We start from the raw sequence: 16,879 nt of genomic DNA on the forward strand, positions 1-16,879 counted from the left end.
ACCCCTGTTACCGCCGTGAAAGGGCGGTGTCCTGGACCACTAGACGAATGGGACGTACTGGAGCGGGAAACGAGATTCGAACTCGCGACCCCAACCTTGGCAAGGTTGTGCTCTACCACTGAGCTATTCCCGCAACACAAGCAGATCATGCGACCACACAAGACCGAAGATGGCGTCCCATAGGGGGTTCGAACCCCTGTTACCGCCGTGAAAGGGCGGTGTCCTGGACCACTAGACGAATGGGACACACTGGAGCGGGAAACGAGATTCGATCGGACTGGCGAACCAGCTCGCGACCTTGTCGCATTGCCTTTTCCTTTGGAGCGGGAAACGAGATTCGAACTCGCGACCCCAACCTTGGCAAGGTTGTGCTCTACCACTGAGCTATTCCCGCACTCCGGTCTCTACGCTGCAAGAAGTGGCGTCCCATAGGGGGTTCGAACCCCTGTTACCGCCGTGAAAGGGCGGTGTCCTGGACCACTAGACGAATGGGACGTAACGTTCTTGCCTCGTCGAGGTGGCGCGTATATTACAAAGCCCCCTCCCCTTCGTCAACCCCCTGCTTCAACAGGATTTTTCCGGCGTTGGCCAAGTGCATCCACCACGTGCTTGTGGTCACGCCCTGACGCCCGCATTCTTGGGGTATGTACCGGGTGTCGAGTGAAGACCGGTAGCCATTGTTTCGGATTGCCGCTCACGGGAACTTGCTTGCAGGTTCGCGCGGGCGTCGATTCGAGAAACGCATAGAGAGAAGAGACCATGAGCGAGCTAGACAAGCCGGCCCAGGACAAGTTGATCCGCAGTGAAGAGGAATGGCGCAAGCGCCTGACGCCGGAGCAGTATCGCGTCGCACGTGAAGCCGGTACCGAACGCCCCTTCAGTGGCGATCACGAGGTCAGCCCGACACCGGGCACCTATCACTGCATCGCCTGCGACGCGAAGCTGTTCGACAACGACACCAAGTTCGACGCCGGCTGTGGCTGGCCGAGCTTTGATCGGCCCTATGCGGATGCCGCCGTCGAAGAGCATTTCGACACCAGCCATGGCATGCGACGTGTCGAAGTGCGCTGTCGTCGTTGCGAATCCCATCTGGGACACGTCTTTCCCGACGGCCCTACCGAGACAGGGCAGCGCTATTGCATCAACTCGGTGTCGCTGCGCTTCAAGCCGGTGCGCAGCTGAGACGCCAGAGCGCGAGAAGACGATGCCAGCGTTTCTCCATGGCCGAGCGGCCTCTGGTAGAATGCGCCGCCATACGCGTCCCCTCTTCTTGCTGCCTGTCATCTATCGCCACCTCCATTGGTGAGCGACTCCTGACAGGCGGGCGAGGAGGCAGGACAAGAGGTGACAGGACAACCGTCATACCCCTGACGGCAGGAGAAGCAACATGCTGGGCTGGTACCCGGGACACATGCACAAAGCGCGTCGTCAGATAAAGGACGCGCTGCCCGAGATCGACGTGGTCATCGAAGTCCTCGATGCCCGCCTCCCCTACTCCAGCACCAATCCGGTGCTGTCCGAGCTGACCCGCCACAAGCCGGTCCTCAAGCTGCTGTCACGTGCAGACCTGGCGGACCCGGCACGCACGCGTGAATGGGTCGAGTATTTCGATGCCCTGCCCGATACCCGTGCATTGGCGATCACCACGCTTGAGGCGCGTGACCTCAAGCAGATCCCGCGGCTGTGTCGCGAGATGGCCGGTCACATCCGTGTCGATCGTGATGCGCGCGTGATGGTGATGGGCATCCCCAACGTCGGAAAGTCGACGCTGATCAATGGTCTGGCGGGTCGCAAGATCGCCAAGACCGGCAACGAGCCCGCCGTCACCAAGCGTCAGCAGAAGATTCGCATCGATGGCGGCATCGCCCTGATCGACACCCCCGGGGTGATGTGGCCAAAGATCGAGGATCAGGCCAGCGCCTACCGTCTGGCCGGCAGCGGCGCGATTCGGGATACCGCCATCGACTACACCGATGTGGCGGTGGTCGTGGCGGCGGAGCTGGCCAGGCGCTATCCCGATGAGCTGATCGCTCGCTACAAGCTCAAGTCACTGCCGGCCTACAGTGCCAACCCTGACGCCGAGCGAGTCGAGAGTGATGGCCCGCGCAAGGTCGACCTGATGGCGCTCTCGGGCTTCAACGGGGTCGCGATTCTGGAAGAGATCGCCAGCAAGCGTGGCGGCCTGCGCGCCGGTGGCATCATCGATCTACATCGCGGTGCAGAGGTGCTGCTGCACGAACTGCGCGATGGCAAGCTCGGGCGCCTGACGCTGGAAACGCCGGCGGACATTCCCGCCGAGCCGGTGCCGGAAGCCAGTGGCGAGACGCAAGATGGCGCACGGATAAGCGAACCGCCTGAGTCCGCGAGCGAATAACGCTACCAGAACAGTGAGATAACGACGGTCGAATTCAGATCTCATTCGCGGACCATGCCTGCAGGCCAGTTGAAAATCCTGCCAGATAACCTCTGGCGGGATTTTTTTCTGCCTGAACATTTCAAACCGCAAATTTAACCACGCTATTGGCCCTTGGCCGTGGCGCGGCAGGCAGGCGGCGCGATATGCTGGACACTCGCCCCTACACCTTACGTGACGGAGATCTACGGAAAGCACCATGGATACCGAGCAAAGAAAGCCCCGCGAAATTCGCAAGTCACACAAGCTGGACAACGTCTGCTACGACATTCGCGGGCCGGTTCTCGAACACGCCAAGCGTCTCGAGGACGAAGGTCATCGCATTCTCAAGCTCAATATCGGCAACCCGGCGCCCTTCGGCTTCGAGGCACCGGAAGAGATCCTGCAGGACGTGATGCGCAATCTGCCGACCGCGCAGGGCTACTGTGACTCCAAGGGGCTTTACTCGGCGCGCAAGGCGATCATGCAGGAGTGTCAGCGCAAGGACATCCAGGGTGTCGGCATCGAGGACATCTACATCGGCAACGGTGTCTCGGAGCTGATCGTGCTGGCCATGCAGGCCCTGCTCGACGATGGTGACGAGCTGCTGGTACCGGCACCGGATTATCCCCTGTGGACCGCTGCCGCCAATCTGGCCGGCGGTCGTGCCGTGCACTATCTGTGTGACGAGGCGCAGGACTGGGCCCCCTCCATCGAGGACATCCGCGCCAAGGTGACCAGCCACACCAAGGGCATCGTGCTGATCAACCCGAACAACCCGACCGGCGCGGTCTATCCGCCAGCCATCGTGAAGGACATCCTGCAGGTCGCACGGGAATACGGTCTGGTGGTGTTCTCGGATGAGATCTACGACAAGATCCTCTATGACGATACCGAGCACGTCTCCACCGGTGCGCTGGCCAATGATCTGCTGGTTGTGACCATGAACGGCCTGTCAAAGAGCTATCGCTGCGCGGGCTTCCGCTCCGGCTGGATGATTCTCTCCGGCGACAAGCGCCCGGCGGCCGACTTCATCTCCGGTCTCGACATGCTGGCCAGCATGCGCCTGTGCGCCAACGTCCCGGCGCAGCACGCCATCCAGACGGCGCTCGGCGGCTATCAGTCGATCAATGATCTGGTACTGCCGGGCGGACGCCTGCTGGCCCAGCGTGACGCGGCCTGGAAGAAGCTCAACGAGATTCCCGGCGTCAGCTGCGTGAAGCCCAAGGGCGCGCTCTACATGTTCCCGCGTCTCGACCCGGAGATGTATCCCTTCGAGGACGACCAGCAGATGGTGCTGGAGCTGTTGCTGGAAGAGAAGATGCTGCTGGTGCAGGGCACCGCCTTCAACTGGCCGAATCCGGATCACCTGCGCATCGTCACCCTGCCCTACGCCGACCAGCTGGAAGAGGCCATCGAGCGTCTCGGCCGTTTCCTGGCGCGCCGCCGCAAGGGCTGAGACACCTCTTTCCTGCGGCAGGCTCCCGCAGCACTGAGCCTCGAGACGGCCTGACGCCACGGTGTCGATACCTGCCTCACGAAAGGTCTACGCACACCGGCACGGTGGTGATACCTTCCTGTTACGCGCCGCCTGTCCGCCATGTCGCAGTGATTCATCTCACTGTCAGCATGGCGGGCAGATAATTGCGCCTTACCGATAGATTGGCATTGGAGACCTGACCCCATGATGCGGATAGCCCTCTTTCTGATCACCAACCTGGCGGTGGTGCTGCTGGCCAGTGTCACGCTGCGCCTGCTGGGCTTCGATGGCTACATGGAAGCCAACGGCATCAATTACACCGCCCTGTTGATCTTCTGCTTCATCATCGGCATGGCCGGCTCGGTGATTTCCCTGTTCCTGTCCAAGATGATGGCCAAGTCCTCGACGGGCACCGTGATCATCGAACAGCCACAGAACGATACCGAACGCTGGCTGCTGACGACCGTCGAGGAACTGTCTCGCGACGCCGGCATCAAGATGCCGGAAGTCGGCATCTTCCCGGCGCAGCAATCCAATGCCTTCGCCACCGGCTGGAACCGCAACGATGCGCTGGTCGCCGTCTCGGCCGGCCTGCTCAATCGCATGCGTCCCGAGGAAGTGCGTGCGGTACTGGCGCACGAGATCGGTCACGTGGCCAACGGCGACATGGTGACGCTGACGCTGATCCAGGGCGTGGTGAACACCTTCGTGATGTTCTTCGCGCGCATTGCCGCACATGCCATCGACGCCTTCCTGAAGCGAGATGACAACAGCGGCGGCCTGGGCTTCTTCGGCTACATGGCCGTGGTCTTCGTCCTTGAACTGGTGCTGGGCCTGGTGGCCTCGATGATCGTCGCCTGGTTCTCGCGCTGGCGCGAATATCGTGCGGATGCCGCAGGCGCGAGTCTCGCGGGCAGCGGTTCGATGATCAACGCGCTGGCACGCCTCAAGCAGGAACATGAGCTGCCGGACCAGATGCCCGACACCATGACCGCCTTCGCCATCACCACCGGCAAGAGCCGCAAGCTGATGGAGCAGCTGTTCGCCAGCCACCCGCCGCTGGATGACCGTATCGCCGCGCTCAAGGCCGCTGCCTACAAGTAAGCCTCGAGCAGCACCGCACTCTTGAGCGATGCAGAAGCCCGCCACGTGAGTCACGTGGCGGGCTTCTTGCGTCAGGGCTGACCCCGCAGACTCCCAAGCATGCCTCGCGGCACATCGTGATCAGCCACGAAGTGCCACAGGGGGTTGCGGCCACGATTGACTTGGCATGCAGGCAACTGCATAAAGCAGACTCCTGCGTCCGTTCAGCGCCAATGTGATCCCCTCGGGCTTTCACATCCGGCCCCTCCCCGAACGGCGCCATGCCTGATGAGGCTCGACATGCAACGCACCCTCGACATCATCACTCGCCTGATCGCCTTCGATACCACCTCGGATCGCTCCAATCTGGCATTGATCCACTTCGTTCGCGATCTGCTGGCCGAACATGGCATCCAGGCGAGCGTGCTTTCGAATGCCGAAGGCGACAAGGCCTCGCTGCTCGCCACGATAGGGCCCGCGGTGGCCGGTGGTGTCGTGCTCTCCGGCCATACCGATACCGTGCCCGTAAGCGGCCAGAACTGGTCCCATGACCCTTATCAGGCCACGCTGAAGGAGGGTCGTCTTTACGGTCGTGGCTCGGTGGACATGAAAGGCTTCATCGGCCTGTGCCTGGCGATGGTGCCGGATTTTCTTGATGCTCCCCTCAAGCGACCACTCCACCTTGCCTTCTCCTACGATGAGGAAAGCACCTGTCTGGGCTGTCTGCCACTGATCGACCACATGCGCGACACGCTGCCCGACGTCGCCGCCGTCATCATCGGCGAACCGACGGAGGGACGCGTAGTCTCGGCGCACAAGGGGGTGCATGCCTGGCGCACGGAAGTGACTGGCGTGCCGGCGCATTCGAGCCGACCGGACCTGGGTGTCTCGGCCACGTTCTACGCCGCGCGCATCATCTCGGAGCTGGAACGCACGGCAAACGACCTGCGCACCCAGGCCTCACGGGGCGAACTGTTCGAGCCCCCGTACTCCACGCTGCACGTCAGCACCATCCAGGGCGGCAATGCGACCAACATCATTGCCAAGGATGCTCGCCTGCATTGGGAGCTGCGCAACCTGCCCGGTGATACCCCTGACGCGGTACGCGCGCGAGTCGATGACTTCACCGCCCGACTGGCCCTCGAGATGCAGGAGCACTCACCGGAGTGCGCCATCCAGACACTGGAGGACTACGCCTCGGTACCGGCGCTCACGCCGGAGCCCGACGGCAAGGCAGAGACGCTGGCCTTTGCGCTGACGGGTCAGCGTGAACGCTGCGGTGTCGGCTTCTGCTCGGAAGCGGGCTGGTTCCAGGATCGCGGTTTCTCGACTGTCGTCTGCGGGCCAGGCTCCATCACGCAGGCCCACAAGGCGGATGAGTACATCGACATCGCCGAACTGGAGCGCTATCGCGAGTTCCTGATACGCCTCACACGTCATCAGTGCACTGACTGAACGCTGGACGCCCCCCTCGAGTGCCCATGAAAAAGCCCGCCGCGTTCCCCACGCGGCGGGCTTGCCTGTCTCTGTCACCCAGTACGTCAATCAGCGAGACTCTGCCGTCTCATGAGGGGTATCCAGCACCAGAGATTCGGCCAGCGGAGTCGGCTCTCCGCCATCCGCCTCGTCACCTTCGGCCAGACGCTCCAGCTTGAAACCGACCATGGCATAGGCCACCGCCAGCACCAGATTGACCAGATTGAACAGCGCAAACGGCAGATAACTGAGAGTCGCGACCCCCAGCGTTGCCGCCATGTAGGCGCCGCAGCTGTTCCAGGGAATCAGTGGCGAGGTGATGGTGCCGGAATCTTCCAGTGCCCGCGACAGATTGACCGGCGCCAGGCGACGGCGGCGGAATTCAGCGCGATACATGCGCCCCGGCAGGATGACCGAGATGTATTGATCCCCGGTCACCACATTGGAGGCCAGGCAGGTACCCAGCGTGGTGATGACCAGCGAACCGGCATTGCGCGTCGCGCCCAGCAGGCTCTGCACCAGACGCTCCAGCAGGCCGAGTCGTTCGATCACGCCGCCGAAGGTCATCGCCGAGAGGATCAACCACACGGTGTTGAGCATGCTGCTCATGCCGCCCTTGGAGAGCAGCGAGTCGATCACCTCATCGCCGCTGTGGGAGACATAGCCATCGAACATCGACATCCATACGCCCTTGAGCAGTGCCATGGCGGTGGACATGTCAGGGACATTCGCCAGTCCCGCCACGGCCTGTGGCTGGAAGATGACCGCGAAGACACCCCCGAGCACCGCACCGATGAAGATCGCCGGAAAGGCGGGCATCTGACGCACGGCCATCACCAGCAGCACCAGCAGTGGAATCAGCAGGTGCAGGCCGATGTTGAACTGCTCACCCAGCTGGGCACGCAGGTTGGCGACCTGCTCCGGCGTCTGCAGGCTGGAGACGGAGTCGTGGCCCAGCCACAGAAAGCCTGCCAGCGCGAGCAGGATGCTGGGAACCGTCGTCCACAGCATGTGACGAATGTGCGCGAACAGCGTGGTCCCCGCCGCCGCCGGCGCCAGATTGGTGGTATCCGACAGTGGCGAGAGCTTGTCACCGAAGTAGGCCCCGGAAATCACCGCACCTGCCGTGATCGCCTCGGAAAGTCCCAGTCCATCGGCAATGCCGATCAGGCCAATACCGATGGTGCCGGCCACCGTCCAGGAGCTCCCCACCGACAGCGCCACCAGCGCGCACAGCAGACATGCCGAGGCATAGAAATACTGAGGCGCGATCACATCCAGCCCGTAGTAGATCATCGCCGGCACGGTGCCACCGAGAATCCAGGTACCGATCATCGCGCCTACCGCCAGCAGGATCAGGATCGCGCCCAGCGAGATCTGGATCCCCTTGTTGATCCCCTCTTCGATATCGCTCCAGCGATAACCGTTCTTGAGGCCGATGACCCCCGCGATCATCGCGCCAGACAGCAATGCCACCTGATTCGGCCCCCAGGAAGCATCGGCGCCGAACAGCACGACCGCCAGCACCAGCATGGCGATGACCAGCACGATGGGGATCAGGGCATCCAGCAGGGAGGGAGGGCGAAAGCCACCGCCCTCGGCTGGTCTATCAGGAGATTGTTGCATTCAGGACACCATCTTCAGGAAATGAGGACGCCGACACGCGCCGTCGTGACGGGCATGGCAGAAGGCACGAGAAACGGGGAGTACGCGGGGAGCCAGCGGGCCACACCACCCTCGGACAGGTCGCCCGGGGCGCGCCCTGACATCTGTCGTCAGCGTAATTTTGGGCGACATTATATCGACCAAGGTCGCAGTCCGAAACGTCCGAGAACCGGTTTCATCTACCGGGTCACCCGCCCCACATCCGTACCTGAGACGAGAACGCCCCTGCCAGCGAAGCTGACAGGGGCGTTCTGACTGCCTGACGATCGAGATCCGTCACTCGGCCTCGACACCTCCTGCAGGTGGATATCGCAGGAGAGATGACATGTCACATCATTTGCTGGCCAGCTTCACACGCGAGAAGCCGAAGCCTTCCAGCACTTCACGCAGCTCACGGGCGTTCTTCTTGAGTTCGACGCGCAGCGTGGAGAACTCGCGACGCAACGGATATTCACGCCGATAACGCAGGAAGCCCTCGGCGTTGCCGAAGCGGCGCTGATAGCGACGCAGACCCAAGGCATCGCGGCGCACGTCGTAACAGGCCCGAACGCAGAGACCGAGGGCCTCTTCCGGCGGCGCCCACCCCGTCAGCACCAGCTTGCGAAGCCACGGGTCCGGCTTCAACTGGCCCAGCTTGCGCCGTGCCGGCAGGCCGAAATGCCGGCAGGCCTGCTGATAGATGATCTCGGTTCCCTGCATCTTGCCATCCAGACTGTGTCCGGCGATGTGCGGCGTGGCGATATCCACCAGCGAGGCCAGCTCCGCATCGATGTCCGGCTCGTTCTCCCAGACATCCAGCACGGTCAGCAGATCAGCCTGTTCCAGCAGACGCTGCTTGAGCGCGGCAGTATCCACGCAACCACCGCGTCCTGCGCTCAGCAATACGCTGCCGGGCTTCATGGCACGGATGCGCTCGGCATTGATCAGGTGATGGGTCGGGTACTCACCGCCTGTCACCATCGGGGTATGCACGCAGATGACATCACACTCGGCCACGAGATGATCGATATCGACGAAATTCAGCGCTTCTTCCGCCTCCTCTCCCGACTCCTGCGCCAGCGCGCGCGGAGGATCACAGACCAGCACCTCGGCGCCCAGCGACTCGAGACGCTTGATCAGCCTCGAGCCGACCTGACCTGCACCGACCACGCCGAAACGACGATTGAGCTGCAGATCGAAGCCTTCCTGCTCCGCCAGATGCCACAGCGAGGACAGCACGTAATCCACCACCGAATCGGCATTGCAGCCCGGCGCATTGGTGAAGTGAATCCCTGCCGACTCGAGCCAGTCGAGATCGACATGATCCGTACCGATGATCGGCGAGCCGACGAAGCGCACCCGAGTGCCCTTCAGCAATGCCTCATCCACCCTGAGCGTGGAGCGGCAGATCAGCATGTCGGCTTCCTTGAGGACGGCATTGGTGATCTCGCTGGTCGGCAGACAGATCACTTCCCCGAATTCAGAGAAGAACTCTTCTGCCAGAAGGACGTTATCATCCACGATGATGTGCATCTGTTGCCTTGTTCCTTGCTGTGCCGGTGGGTAGCGTTGCGGTCGTTGCCGCGTGCATGGCGTCTTGCAAAGCTTCTGACTTGCCGCAAGGCATGCGAAGATTACAATGGTATGATTCAGCGTTCGCCGCCGTGCCATCTTAGGCGTACGCAGCATGCGCCACAAGCCTGCAGCGCCTTGCGAGCCATCCACATGCCACCTCTGTTTCACCTCGGGAGTCACGCGTGATCATCCGCTGGGAAAGCCATCATGATTACGTCCTGGTCCATGTACATCAGGACATGTTCGGCGACTGGATCGTCAGTCGCTCCTGGGGCCAGATCGGCACCCAGTTCGGCGGACTGAAGCACGATCTGGCCGAAAGCTACGAGCAGGCCATGACCTGGGTCAGTGACCTCGCTCACATCCAGGCCTCACGTGGCTTCACCAAGGTGCTGGAGGCCACGGCTGACAGCCCCGAGGCCGAAGATGCCATGCGCCAGATGTCACTGCTGGAAAGCTAGGCCGCCGCAGGGACCCGCAGACAAGAAGACCGCCGCTACCTTGAGGTAGCGGCGGTCTTTCGTTCAGGCCCGGACATGATGCGAATCAGCGCAGAAAGCGACGCCCATGGCGCATGACATGCCCCTGCGGCTCGACGCCTGAGTCACGCCTGGCAGGGGGCGTTTGATCGACGCCCTGCTCGACGCCCTGCGCGCGCAACCAGCCCGGCAAGGCCTCTTCGCCATCTGCCAGCGAGTACTCTGCACCCGATGCGCTTGCCAGCACGGGAATGCGTGTCGCGTAACGCTCGCTCAGTTGCGCGTCGAAGGCGATCTCGACCCGCGTGAGCGTGACATCTGCCCCCAGCGCCTGCAGCGTGGCTTCCAGCCGAGCACACAGATGACAGCCCGCCGTGGTGTAGAGCCACAGCGGGACGCTGGCCATCGCTCAGCCCTTCACGTCGCTGGCGCGACGGATGCGGAAGACGTGATGGATATCCGGACGGCGCTTGAAGTCCGGGTCCAGCAGCTTGCGCGACAGGTCTTCCACCACATGATGCTGGCTGACGCTGTCATCCATCACGAAGCGACGATGGTTGTTGGAGAAGATCAGCGTGCCGCCCGGCGCCAGACTGGCCATCGCCAGGTCAATCAGGCGCGCGTGATCACGCTGGATATCCAGGGTGCCTTCCATCTTCTTGGAGTTGGAGAAGGTCGGCGGATCCAGGAAGATCAGGTCGAACTCCTCGCGGGAACGCTCCAGCCACTTCAGGCAGTCGGCACGCACCAGCTGGTGACGCTTCTCGCTGATGCCATTGAGCTTGAAGTTCTCGCGCCCCCAGTCCAGGTAGGTATTGGACATGTCGACGCTGACACTCTCGCTGGCACCGCCCAAAACCGCGTGCACGGTGGCCGTCGCGGTATAGCAGAACAGGTTGAGCACCCGCTTGCCGTCCGCTTCCTTGCCCAGCAGCTTGCGCACCGGGCGGTGATCCAGGAACAGGCCGGTATCCAGGTAGTCCTTGAGATTCACCCACAGTCTGGCGTCGCCTTCCTGCACCTCGATACGCTGACCGGAGCTGTCCTGACGGGTGTACTGCGCCTTGCCCGCCTGACGCGTGCGCTGCTTGATATGGATATCGTTGGGCGAGCAGCCCAGTACCTGCGGAATCGCCGCCAGCGCATCCATCAGACGACGCTGCGCCTGACTGGCATCCACGGACTTGGGCGGCGTGTATTCCTGCACGTGCACATGACGCCCGTAGATATCGATGGCCAGCGCGTATTCCGGCATGTCGGCATCATAGAGGCGATAACAGGTGGTGCCGCTCTGCTTGAGCCAGCGAGACAGCGTCTTCTGGTTCTTCTTCAGGCGATTGGCGAACATCTGGCCGCCCTCGCTGAGTGCCGGCTGACTGCGGGCATCTTCCGCCACGCTGTCCTCGTCGACCGCTCGCTCACGCGCTGCCACGTCGATCATCAGCAGCTTGCAATCCAGCTGACCGTTGCGGAAGGCGTACTGACGATGCGCACGCAGGCCCAGACGGTGACCGAGGTCCGGGTTGCCGGTGAACATGCCCAGCGTCCAGCCGCCGAAGTGACGCTTCATGCGCTCACCGAGGCTTGCATAGAGCGGCACCAATGCCGGCAGCTCACCCAGACGCTCGCCGTAGGGCGGGTTGGTCATCACAAGGCCGGTGGTGGCGCCCTCGGGACAGGTCAGCTCGGCGACGGAGGCGCCTTCCAGCTCGATCAGCGCCGGAATCCCGGCACGCATGGCGTTGGAGCGCGCGGCAGAGATCGCCTGCGGGCTATGATCACGCCCGAACAGACGCGCGGTGACCTTGCGGCGACCGGCGATGGCACGCTGCTCCATCTCCTCGCGCAGACCTTTCCAGATACGCTCGTCATGACGCCCCCAGTGGCGGCAGGCGAAGTCTTCATTCAGCGACTGCGGGGCGATATCCGCCGCCATCAAGGCCGCCTCGATCAGCAGCGTGCCGGAACCGCACATCGGGTCGACCAGGCTCTCACCCCGCGCCGCACGTGCCGGCCAATCGGCACGCATCAGCAGTGCCGCGGCCAGATTCTCCTTGAGTGGCGCATGGGCGAGGTCGGGGCGGTAGCCGCGCTGATGCAAGCTGCGGCCGACGAGGTCGATCCCGAGAGTCACATAGCCATTATGCAGATGCGCATAGATGCGCAGATCGGCATTCTTGCCATCGACGGTCGGCTTGTGGCGACCTTCCTCGAACATCGCCTCGACGATGCCATCCTTGACGGTCTGAGCGCCGAAGAAGGTATGCCGAATATCCTTCCATGTTCCATGGAAATCAACGGCGATGGAGGCACGATCCGGCAATTCCATTGCCCAGTCGACGCCGGCGCTCGCCTTGCGCAGCTGCTCGCCGGTGTCGACGCCGCCCACGCGGGTCAGCAGGCGAATGATGCGATTGGCCAGGCGTGACCACAGGATGGTGCGGTAAGCCGTCTCCTGACTTCCATTGAAGTGGACGCCGGCCACGGTAGTGCCGGTCACCTCGGCACCCAGCGACGTCAGCTCGTCAGCCAGCAAGGTCTCGAGGCCACGCGGACAGGTCGCAAACCAGGTGGAGAGCGGGTTGCTGGGGGCGCGCGGCGAAGTCGCAGAAGTCGTGTCAGTCATGAATCTCTCACCGGCAAAGGCCGGACTTATTCCTGTGAGTTGGCTTCTGGCACTAGCGATATTCCTATACGGCTGTCGACAAGCCAGAGGCAGTGTTCTAAAAACTATAGGTGTAGCTGCAATTCGGAAAGGTGACACGCCAAGCGAAAAGGAGGTTCACGGAGCGAAACCCTCATTCAGGCAGCATGCCCGACTGCATCTCGGTGACCATTGCCACCGATGAAACAGGATTCTGATGACACAACCTTCAGAGCAGAGATCCGGGCCTGCAGTGACCTATCCACCATCACGCTCGAGCATGTACTGGCAAGACCCTCCATCATCTCACATCCACGGCCTTTCCCGACACGGCTGGTCAGTGGCCACTGAGGTGATGAAGCACGAGGCCGGCAGTGACCTTCGGGTCATCGGCCTACTCTCTCACTCGGCAAGCCATGCTGTATCGAGTCGCTGCCACCGGACGATGTCTCCTCGAGAGACACCACGACAGTGACTCCAATGCCGATGGGTTCTCACATAGAGGTCATCCATGAAGAGACAGAAACGTGATCGCTTTCAGCGTGCCTATGTTCACGGCTACAAGGCCGGCGTTACCGGTCGTTCCCGTGATGATTGTCCCAGTATCGATGTCAATCTACGTGAATTCTGGATGAGTGGCTGGCGCGAAGGACGTGGCGACCAATGGTCTGGCATGACCGGCGTGTCCGGCATCCACAAGAACCCCATGGTGCTGTCCTGAGCCCCAGCGGGCTCCGGCAATGGACAAACCAGGATACTCCCACCGGGATGTTGATTCCCGTCCCGATGACTTTCAGGATGCATGACGTCAAGGAGTGACACCTGAAGATGGCGCCTGGCGCCTTTCACCCCGCCCACGCAGCCTGATGCGCTGCGCAAGCGGATTCTCCGGCATCAGTCTACCGGATCGCCTGATCAATGGCGCCGGAAGGCACGTACAGAGAGGACTCGAGGTGTTCACGGTGACTCAGTCGATACTGATGTCACCCGGAAAATCCCAAGGACGTCGCTTAGCGACATGACAAGCCACCAGGGAGGTAACGCCTTATTTCTATCTTGAAGACGCACGGCACTGTCAGGCGCGTGAAGCAGTAGGCAATGGGGCCGACTCGCTTCTCCGCTTGAAAGGCCGAGATGTTGGCGCTCGTGTCGATTCCCTCGCGACATGGCTCCAGAGAATGCGCGGCAGGCGACGGCCTGCATGAACGACGGTTCAGCGCGGAGCACGACACGGGCAAACGTTCACCTTGACTGCATCAGCAGGCTTCTTGCAGGCCTGCTATCACCATCCACGGACCCGATGAGCTCGATGGGCCAATACCCGACCGCCGTCCCTGACGGCAAAAGCGCTTCGCATCGTGCACGCTGGCTGGACATGGCAGCCAACACGGCAATGTCAGTTCACGAGACATATCGCTGACACTGCCACATCATCATTCACGCCGGTACCGAGGCCGCCTTCTGATGTCAGGAGGCGGCTCTTTCGTTGTCTGGCTGTCTGATCACAGCTTGATGAGCGTATCCGCCTTCTCCAATGCACGCGCGCACTCTCCGATCAGCGCCGGGCCGCGATAGATCAGTCCGGAGTACAGCTGAACCAGGTCCGCGCCCGCCGCGACCTTCTCGCGCGCACTCTCACCATCCGTGATACCACCGACACCGATGATCGGCATGTTCGGCAGGGCTTCGCGCAGCCCGCGAATCACGCGGGTGGAGGATTCACGCACCGGCGCACCGGACAGGCCACCGGCCTCTTCTGCGTGCGAACTCCCCGCGACCGCGGAGCGCTCGATGGTGGTATTGGTCGCGATGACACCATCGATGCCATTGTCAGCCAGCGCACGCGCCACGAACAGAATCTCTTCACTGTCCATGTCAGGGGCGATCTTGATCACCAGCGGGACCTTCTTGCCACGCTCGGCATCGAGTTGATCACAGCGCTCGCGCAGCCCCGCCAGCAACTGATTGAGGTGATCCCCGAACTGCAGATTGCGCAATCCCGGCGTGTTGGGCGACGAGATGTTGGCGGTGATGTAGTCGGCGTGAGCATGCACGGCCTCGAGGCAGACCAGATAGTCGCTCAGCGCATCATCCACCGCCGTGGTCAGGTTCTTGCCGATGTTGATCCCCAACACGACTCCGGAGGCACCACGCGCCTGACTCGCCTTGACCTTCGCGACCAGATGCTCAACCCCGGCATTGTTGAAGCCCATGCGGTTGATGATCGCCTGGTGCTCCGGCAGGCGGAACAGGCGCGGCTTCGGATTGCCAGCCTGCCCTTTCGGCGTCACCGTGCCGACCTCGACGAAACCGAATCCCAGGGCGGCGAGCGCATCGAGGTGATCGGCATTCTTGTCGAGACCGGCAGCCAGCCCGACACGGTTGGGGAATTCGAGCCCCATCAGCGTCACCGGGTCACGTGGTGCCTCACCGCCCAATCCACGCGCCATGCCAAGCCGATGGGCCATGTCCAGGGCGTTGAGCGTCACACCATGAGCCGTTTCCGGATCGAGCTTGAACAGAAGCGAGCGAGCAAACGAGTACATGGTGATCTCCAGGCAGCAGCGACAGGGGGCATGACGACAGCGGAACTGGGCGCGAAGTATACCCGAAGCCCGTCGCGACAGACACTCCGCCGGACGCGATTGCCTCAGGCGAGAATGACGAGGGAGAACGAAGAGAAGTGACAAAGAGAAGTGACGAAGATGAGGCACAGAGGAAGGCGACAAGGAAGCGACACACGAAAGAAGGCGGCCCCGAGGGCCGCCTTCCTTGTCACTGTCAGGGTCTGAGCGCTGGGCTTATTTGACGTCCAGCTGACGCACTCGCACGGTGTAGTTGTTGACCCCTTCCATGGCAGTGCCGAACTTCTGACCGCTGACCCACACGGTGTAGCGCCCCGGTTCCAGCACGGTCTCGAGGTGGAAGTCGCCCTCGAAACCTTCGCCCTTGTCGCTGGCCACGGTATTGCCGTTCTCATCCAGCAGGCGCATCTGCAGCTTGTAGGTACCTTCGCTGCCCGGGAATGTCTCGCTGTCGATGGTCACGGTGCCGCGATCTGAGACATCGAAGGTCATGACCTCGCCCTTCTCGCGAATGCGCACATCGGTGACGATCTCATCGAAACGACGGTCCGGCTCCGCTTCACTCTCGGTGACAGCAGCGCTGCCGGTCGCCGCCGCCGTAGTGGCAGACGCCGTAGTGGCAGACGCAGAAGAGGCAGCTTCGGCCGTGCCAGTCGCCGTGCTGGCGACGGCTTCACCGGCAGTAGCGCTACCTTCCGCGGCAGCGTTGCCGGTCTCGGCGGCCTTCTGCTCGCGCGCCGCCTGCTCAGCCGCGGCCACGGTGGCCGGCTTGATGGTCGCCACTTCATCGTCTGCATCGACGAAGGCAGTGCGGCGGCCATCACCATCGGTGTCCAGGAACACCAGACCGTCACCGGTCTCGATGCCGCTTTCCTCGGCGGAGAGCTTCTCACCGCTCTCGCTGAGGCCCGCCACGTTCACTTCATAGGTATTGCCACCCGACTTGCCGGCGCCCAGCTTGTCGGCGCGTACGCGAAGCTTGTAGACCCCGGGCTCCAGCTCGACATTCATGTTCAGGCCATCCGATGCCCTGTCACCCGTGCCCGTGGCGATGATCGCACCCTGCTCGTCTTCCAGGCTGGCATCCAGGGTGTAGGGATCACTCACATCGAAGTTGGCGTTGCCGTCGATCTCATAGCGTCCGGCTTCCTTGATGGTGAACTGATGGACACTGGTACCACCGAACTGGAAGTTCTGGCTGTGGGCATCGCTGCGCGGCTTGAGAAACTTGGAGATATCCAGCTTGCCCGCAGCGGCTTCGGCACGCTGCTGTGCAGGGCTGCCATCAGCCAGCACGGCCTGGGATGCGAGACTGGAGAGGCCGAGCGCAATGGCGCAGGCAAGGGGTAACGCACGTTGTGACATGGTGTCTCTGCCTTGTTGTACTGAAGTTCTTGATAACGTAAGCCGACCGCTGCCATCGCGGCAACCATGCGGCTCAGGAAACAGGGGTTGCACTCGCTGCCCTCAGCATACCAGACCCTCGACGACAGTTACCTTACCCCAGCCTTGGCAATCGCG

General features: G+C 62.3%; 13 protein-coding genes and 4 tRNA genes. 7 read left to right on the forward strand and 10 right to left on the reverse strand.

All coding sequences use genetic code 11. The annotated features are described in order from the left end of the window. Positions 1 to 58: 58 nt before the first annotated feature. The 4 genes from QD172_RS15390 to QD172_RS15405 form a co-directional block, all read right to left on the reverse strand. Positions 59 to 133: transfer RNA gene (locus tag QD172_RS15390), tRNA-Gly, on the reverse strand. A 37-nt stretch (positions 134 to 170) separates the two neighbouring features. Continuing rightward, a tRNA-Glu gene (locus QD172_RS15395) sits at positions 171 to 246 on the reverse strand. A 73-nt stretch (positions 247 to 319) separates the two neighbouring features. Then, positions 320 to 394, reverse strand: a tRNA-Gly gene (locus tag QD172_RS15400). A 25-nt stretch (positions 395 to 419) separates the two neighbouring features. After that, positions 420 to 495, reverse strand: a tRNA-Glu gene (locus QD172_RS15405). 264 nt (positions 496 to 759) lie between these two features. Between QD172_RS15405 and msrB the strand changes: the two genes are divergently transcribed. The 5 genes from msrB (at position 760) to argE (ending at position 6,410) form a co-directional block, all read left to right on the forward strand. After that, positions 760 to 1,182: a peptide-methionine (R)-S-oxide reductase MsrB gene (gene msrB / locus QD172_RS15410; protein ID WP_176493532.1), complete on the forward strand. Its 423-nt coding sequence runs from the start codon at positions 760 to 762 to the stop codon at positions 1,180 to 1,182. A 205-nt stretch (positions 1,183 to 1,387) separates the two neighbouring features. Then, positions 1,388 to 2,374: a ribosome biogenesis GTPase YlqF gene (gene ylqF, locus QD172_RS15415; RefSeq protein WP_077378465.1), complete on the forward strand. Its 987-nt coding sequence runs from the start codon at positions 1,388 to 1,390 to the stop codon at positions 2,372 to 2,374. Positions 2,375 to 2,612: 238 nt separating this feature from the next. Beyond that, positions 2,613 to 3,851, forward strand: coding sequence for a pyridoxal phosphate-dependent aminotransferase (locus QD172_RS15420; protein WP_279856216.1), 1,239 nt, complete (start codon positions 2,613 to 2,615; stop codon positions 3,849 to 3,851). Between the two features lie 225 nt (positions 3,852 to 4,076). Beyond that, positions 4,077 to 4,976, forward strand: coding sequence for a protease HtpX (gene htpX / locus QD172_RS15425; protein WP_077378460.1), 900 nt, complete (start codon positions 4,077 to 4,079; stop codon positions 4,974 to 4,976). 279 nt (positions 4,977 to 5,255) lie between these two features. Further along, complete coding sequence (gene argE, locus QD172_RS15430; RefSeq protein WP_218015060.1) at positions 5,256 to 6,410, forward strand: acetylornithine deacetylase; 1,155 nt, start codon at positions 5,256 to 5,258, stop codon at positions 6,408 to 6,410. A 90-nt stretch (positions 6,411 to 6,500) separates the two neighbouring features. Here argE and nhaC read toward each other — a convergent pair whose 3' ends face one another. After that, positions 6,501 to 8,057 carry a Na+/H+ antiporter NhaC gene (gene nhaC, locus QD172_RS15435; RefSeq protein WP_077378455.1) on the reverse strand — a complete coding sequence of 519 codons (1,557 nt, stop codon included), beginning with the start codon at positions 8,055 to 8,057 and terminating at the stop codon, positions 6,501 to 6,503. Between the two features lie 372 nt (positions 8,058 to 8,429). Beyond that, positions 8,430 to 9,608: a 4-phosphoerythronate dehydrogenase PdxB gene (gene pdxB, locus QD172_RS15440; RefSeq protein WP_279856217.1), complete on the reverse strand. Its 1,179-nt coding sequence runs from the start codon at positions 9,606 to 9,608 to the stop codon at positions 8,430 to 8,432. Between the two features lie 224 nt (positions 9,609 to 9,832). Between pdxB and QD172_RS15445 the strand changes: the two genes are divergently transcribed. Then, complete coding sequence (locus QD172_RS15445; protein WP_279856218.1) at positions 9,833 to 10,111, forward strand: WGR domain-containing protein; 279 nt, start codon at positions 9,833 to 9,835, stop codon at positions 10,109 to 10,111. 85 nt (positions 10,112 to 10,196) lie between these two features. Here QD172_RS15445 and QD172_RS15450 read toward each other — a convergent pair whose 3' ends face one another. Both QD172_RS15450 and rlmKL read right to left on the reverse strand, forming a co-directional pair. Next, positions 10,197 to 10,535, reverse strand: coding sequence for a glutaredoxin family protein (locus tag QD172_RS15450; protein WP_176503211.1), 339 nt, complete (start codon positions 10,533 to 10,535; stop codon positions 10,197 to 10,199). Positions 10,536 to 10,538: 3 nt separating this feature from the next. Next, positions 10,539 to 12,755: a bifunctional 23S rRNA (guanine(2069)-N(7))-methyltransferase RlmK/23S rRNA (guanine(2445)-N(2))-methyltransferase RlmL gene (gene rlmKL, locus QD172_RS15455; protein WP_279856219.1), complete on the reverse strand. Its 2,217-nt coding sequence runs from the start codon at positions 12,753 to 12,755 to the stop codon at positions 10,539 to 10,541. Between the two features lie 529 nt (positions 12,756 to 13,284). Between rlmKL and rmf the strand changes: the two genes are divergently transcribed. Then, complete coding sequence (rmf, locus tag QD172_RS15460; protein ID WP_043334308.1) at positions 13,285 to 13,494, forward strand: ribosome modulation factor; 210 nt, start codon at positions 13,285 to 13,287, stop codon at positions 13,492 to 13,494. A 781-nt stretch (positions 13,495 to 14,275) separates the two neighbouring features. On the opposite strand, the gene QD172_RS15465 is transcribed toward rmf, so the two are convergent. Both QD172_RS15465 and QD172_RS15470 read right to left on the reverse strand, forming a co-directional pair. Then, entirely contained in the window at positions 14,276 to 15,319 is a 1,044-nt protein-coding gene (locus QD172_RS15465) for a quinone-dependent dihydroorotate dehydrogenase (RefSeq protein WP_176503213.1), read from the reverse strand. 255 nt (positions 15,320 to 15,574) lie between these two features. Continuing rightward, positions 15,575 to 16,723 (reverse strand): hypothetical protein, encoded by a 1,149-nt coding sequence (locus QD172_RS15470; protein WP_176493540.1) that lies wholly within the window; start codon positions 16,721 to 16,723, stop codon positions 15,575 to 15,577. Between the last annotated feature and the right edge of the window lie 156 nt (positions 16,724 to 16,879).

It is taken from the genome of Cobetia sp. 10Alg 146 (assembly GCF_029846385.1).
GTDB classification, from domain to species: Bacteria; Pseudomonadota; Gammaproteobacteria; order Pseudomonadales; family Halomonadaceae; genus Cobetia; species Cobetia marina.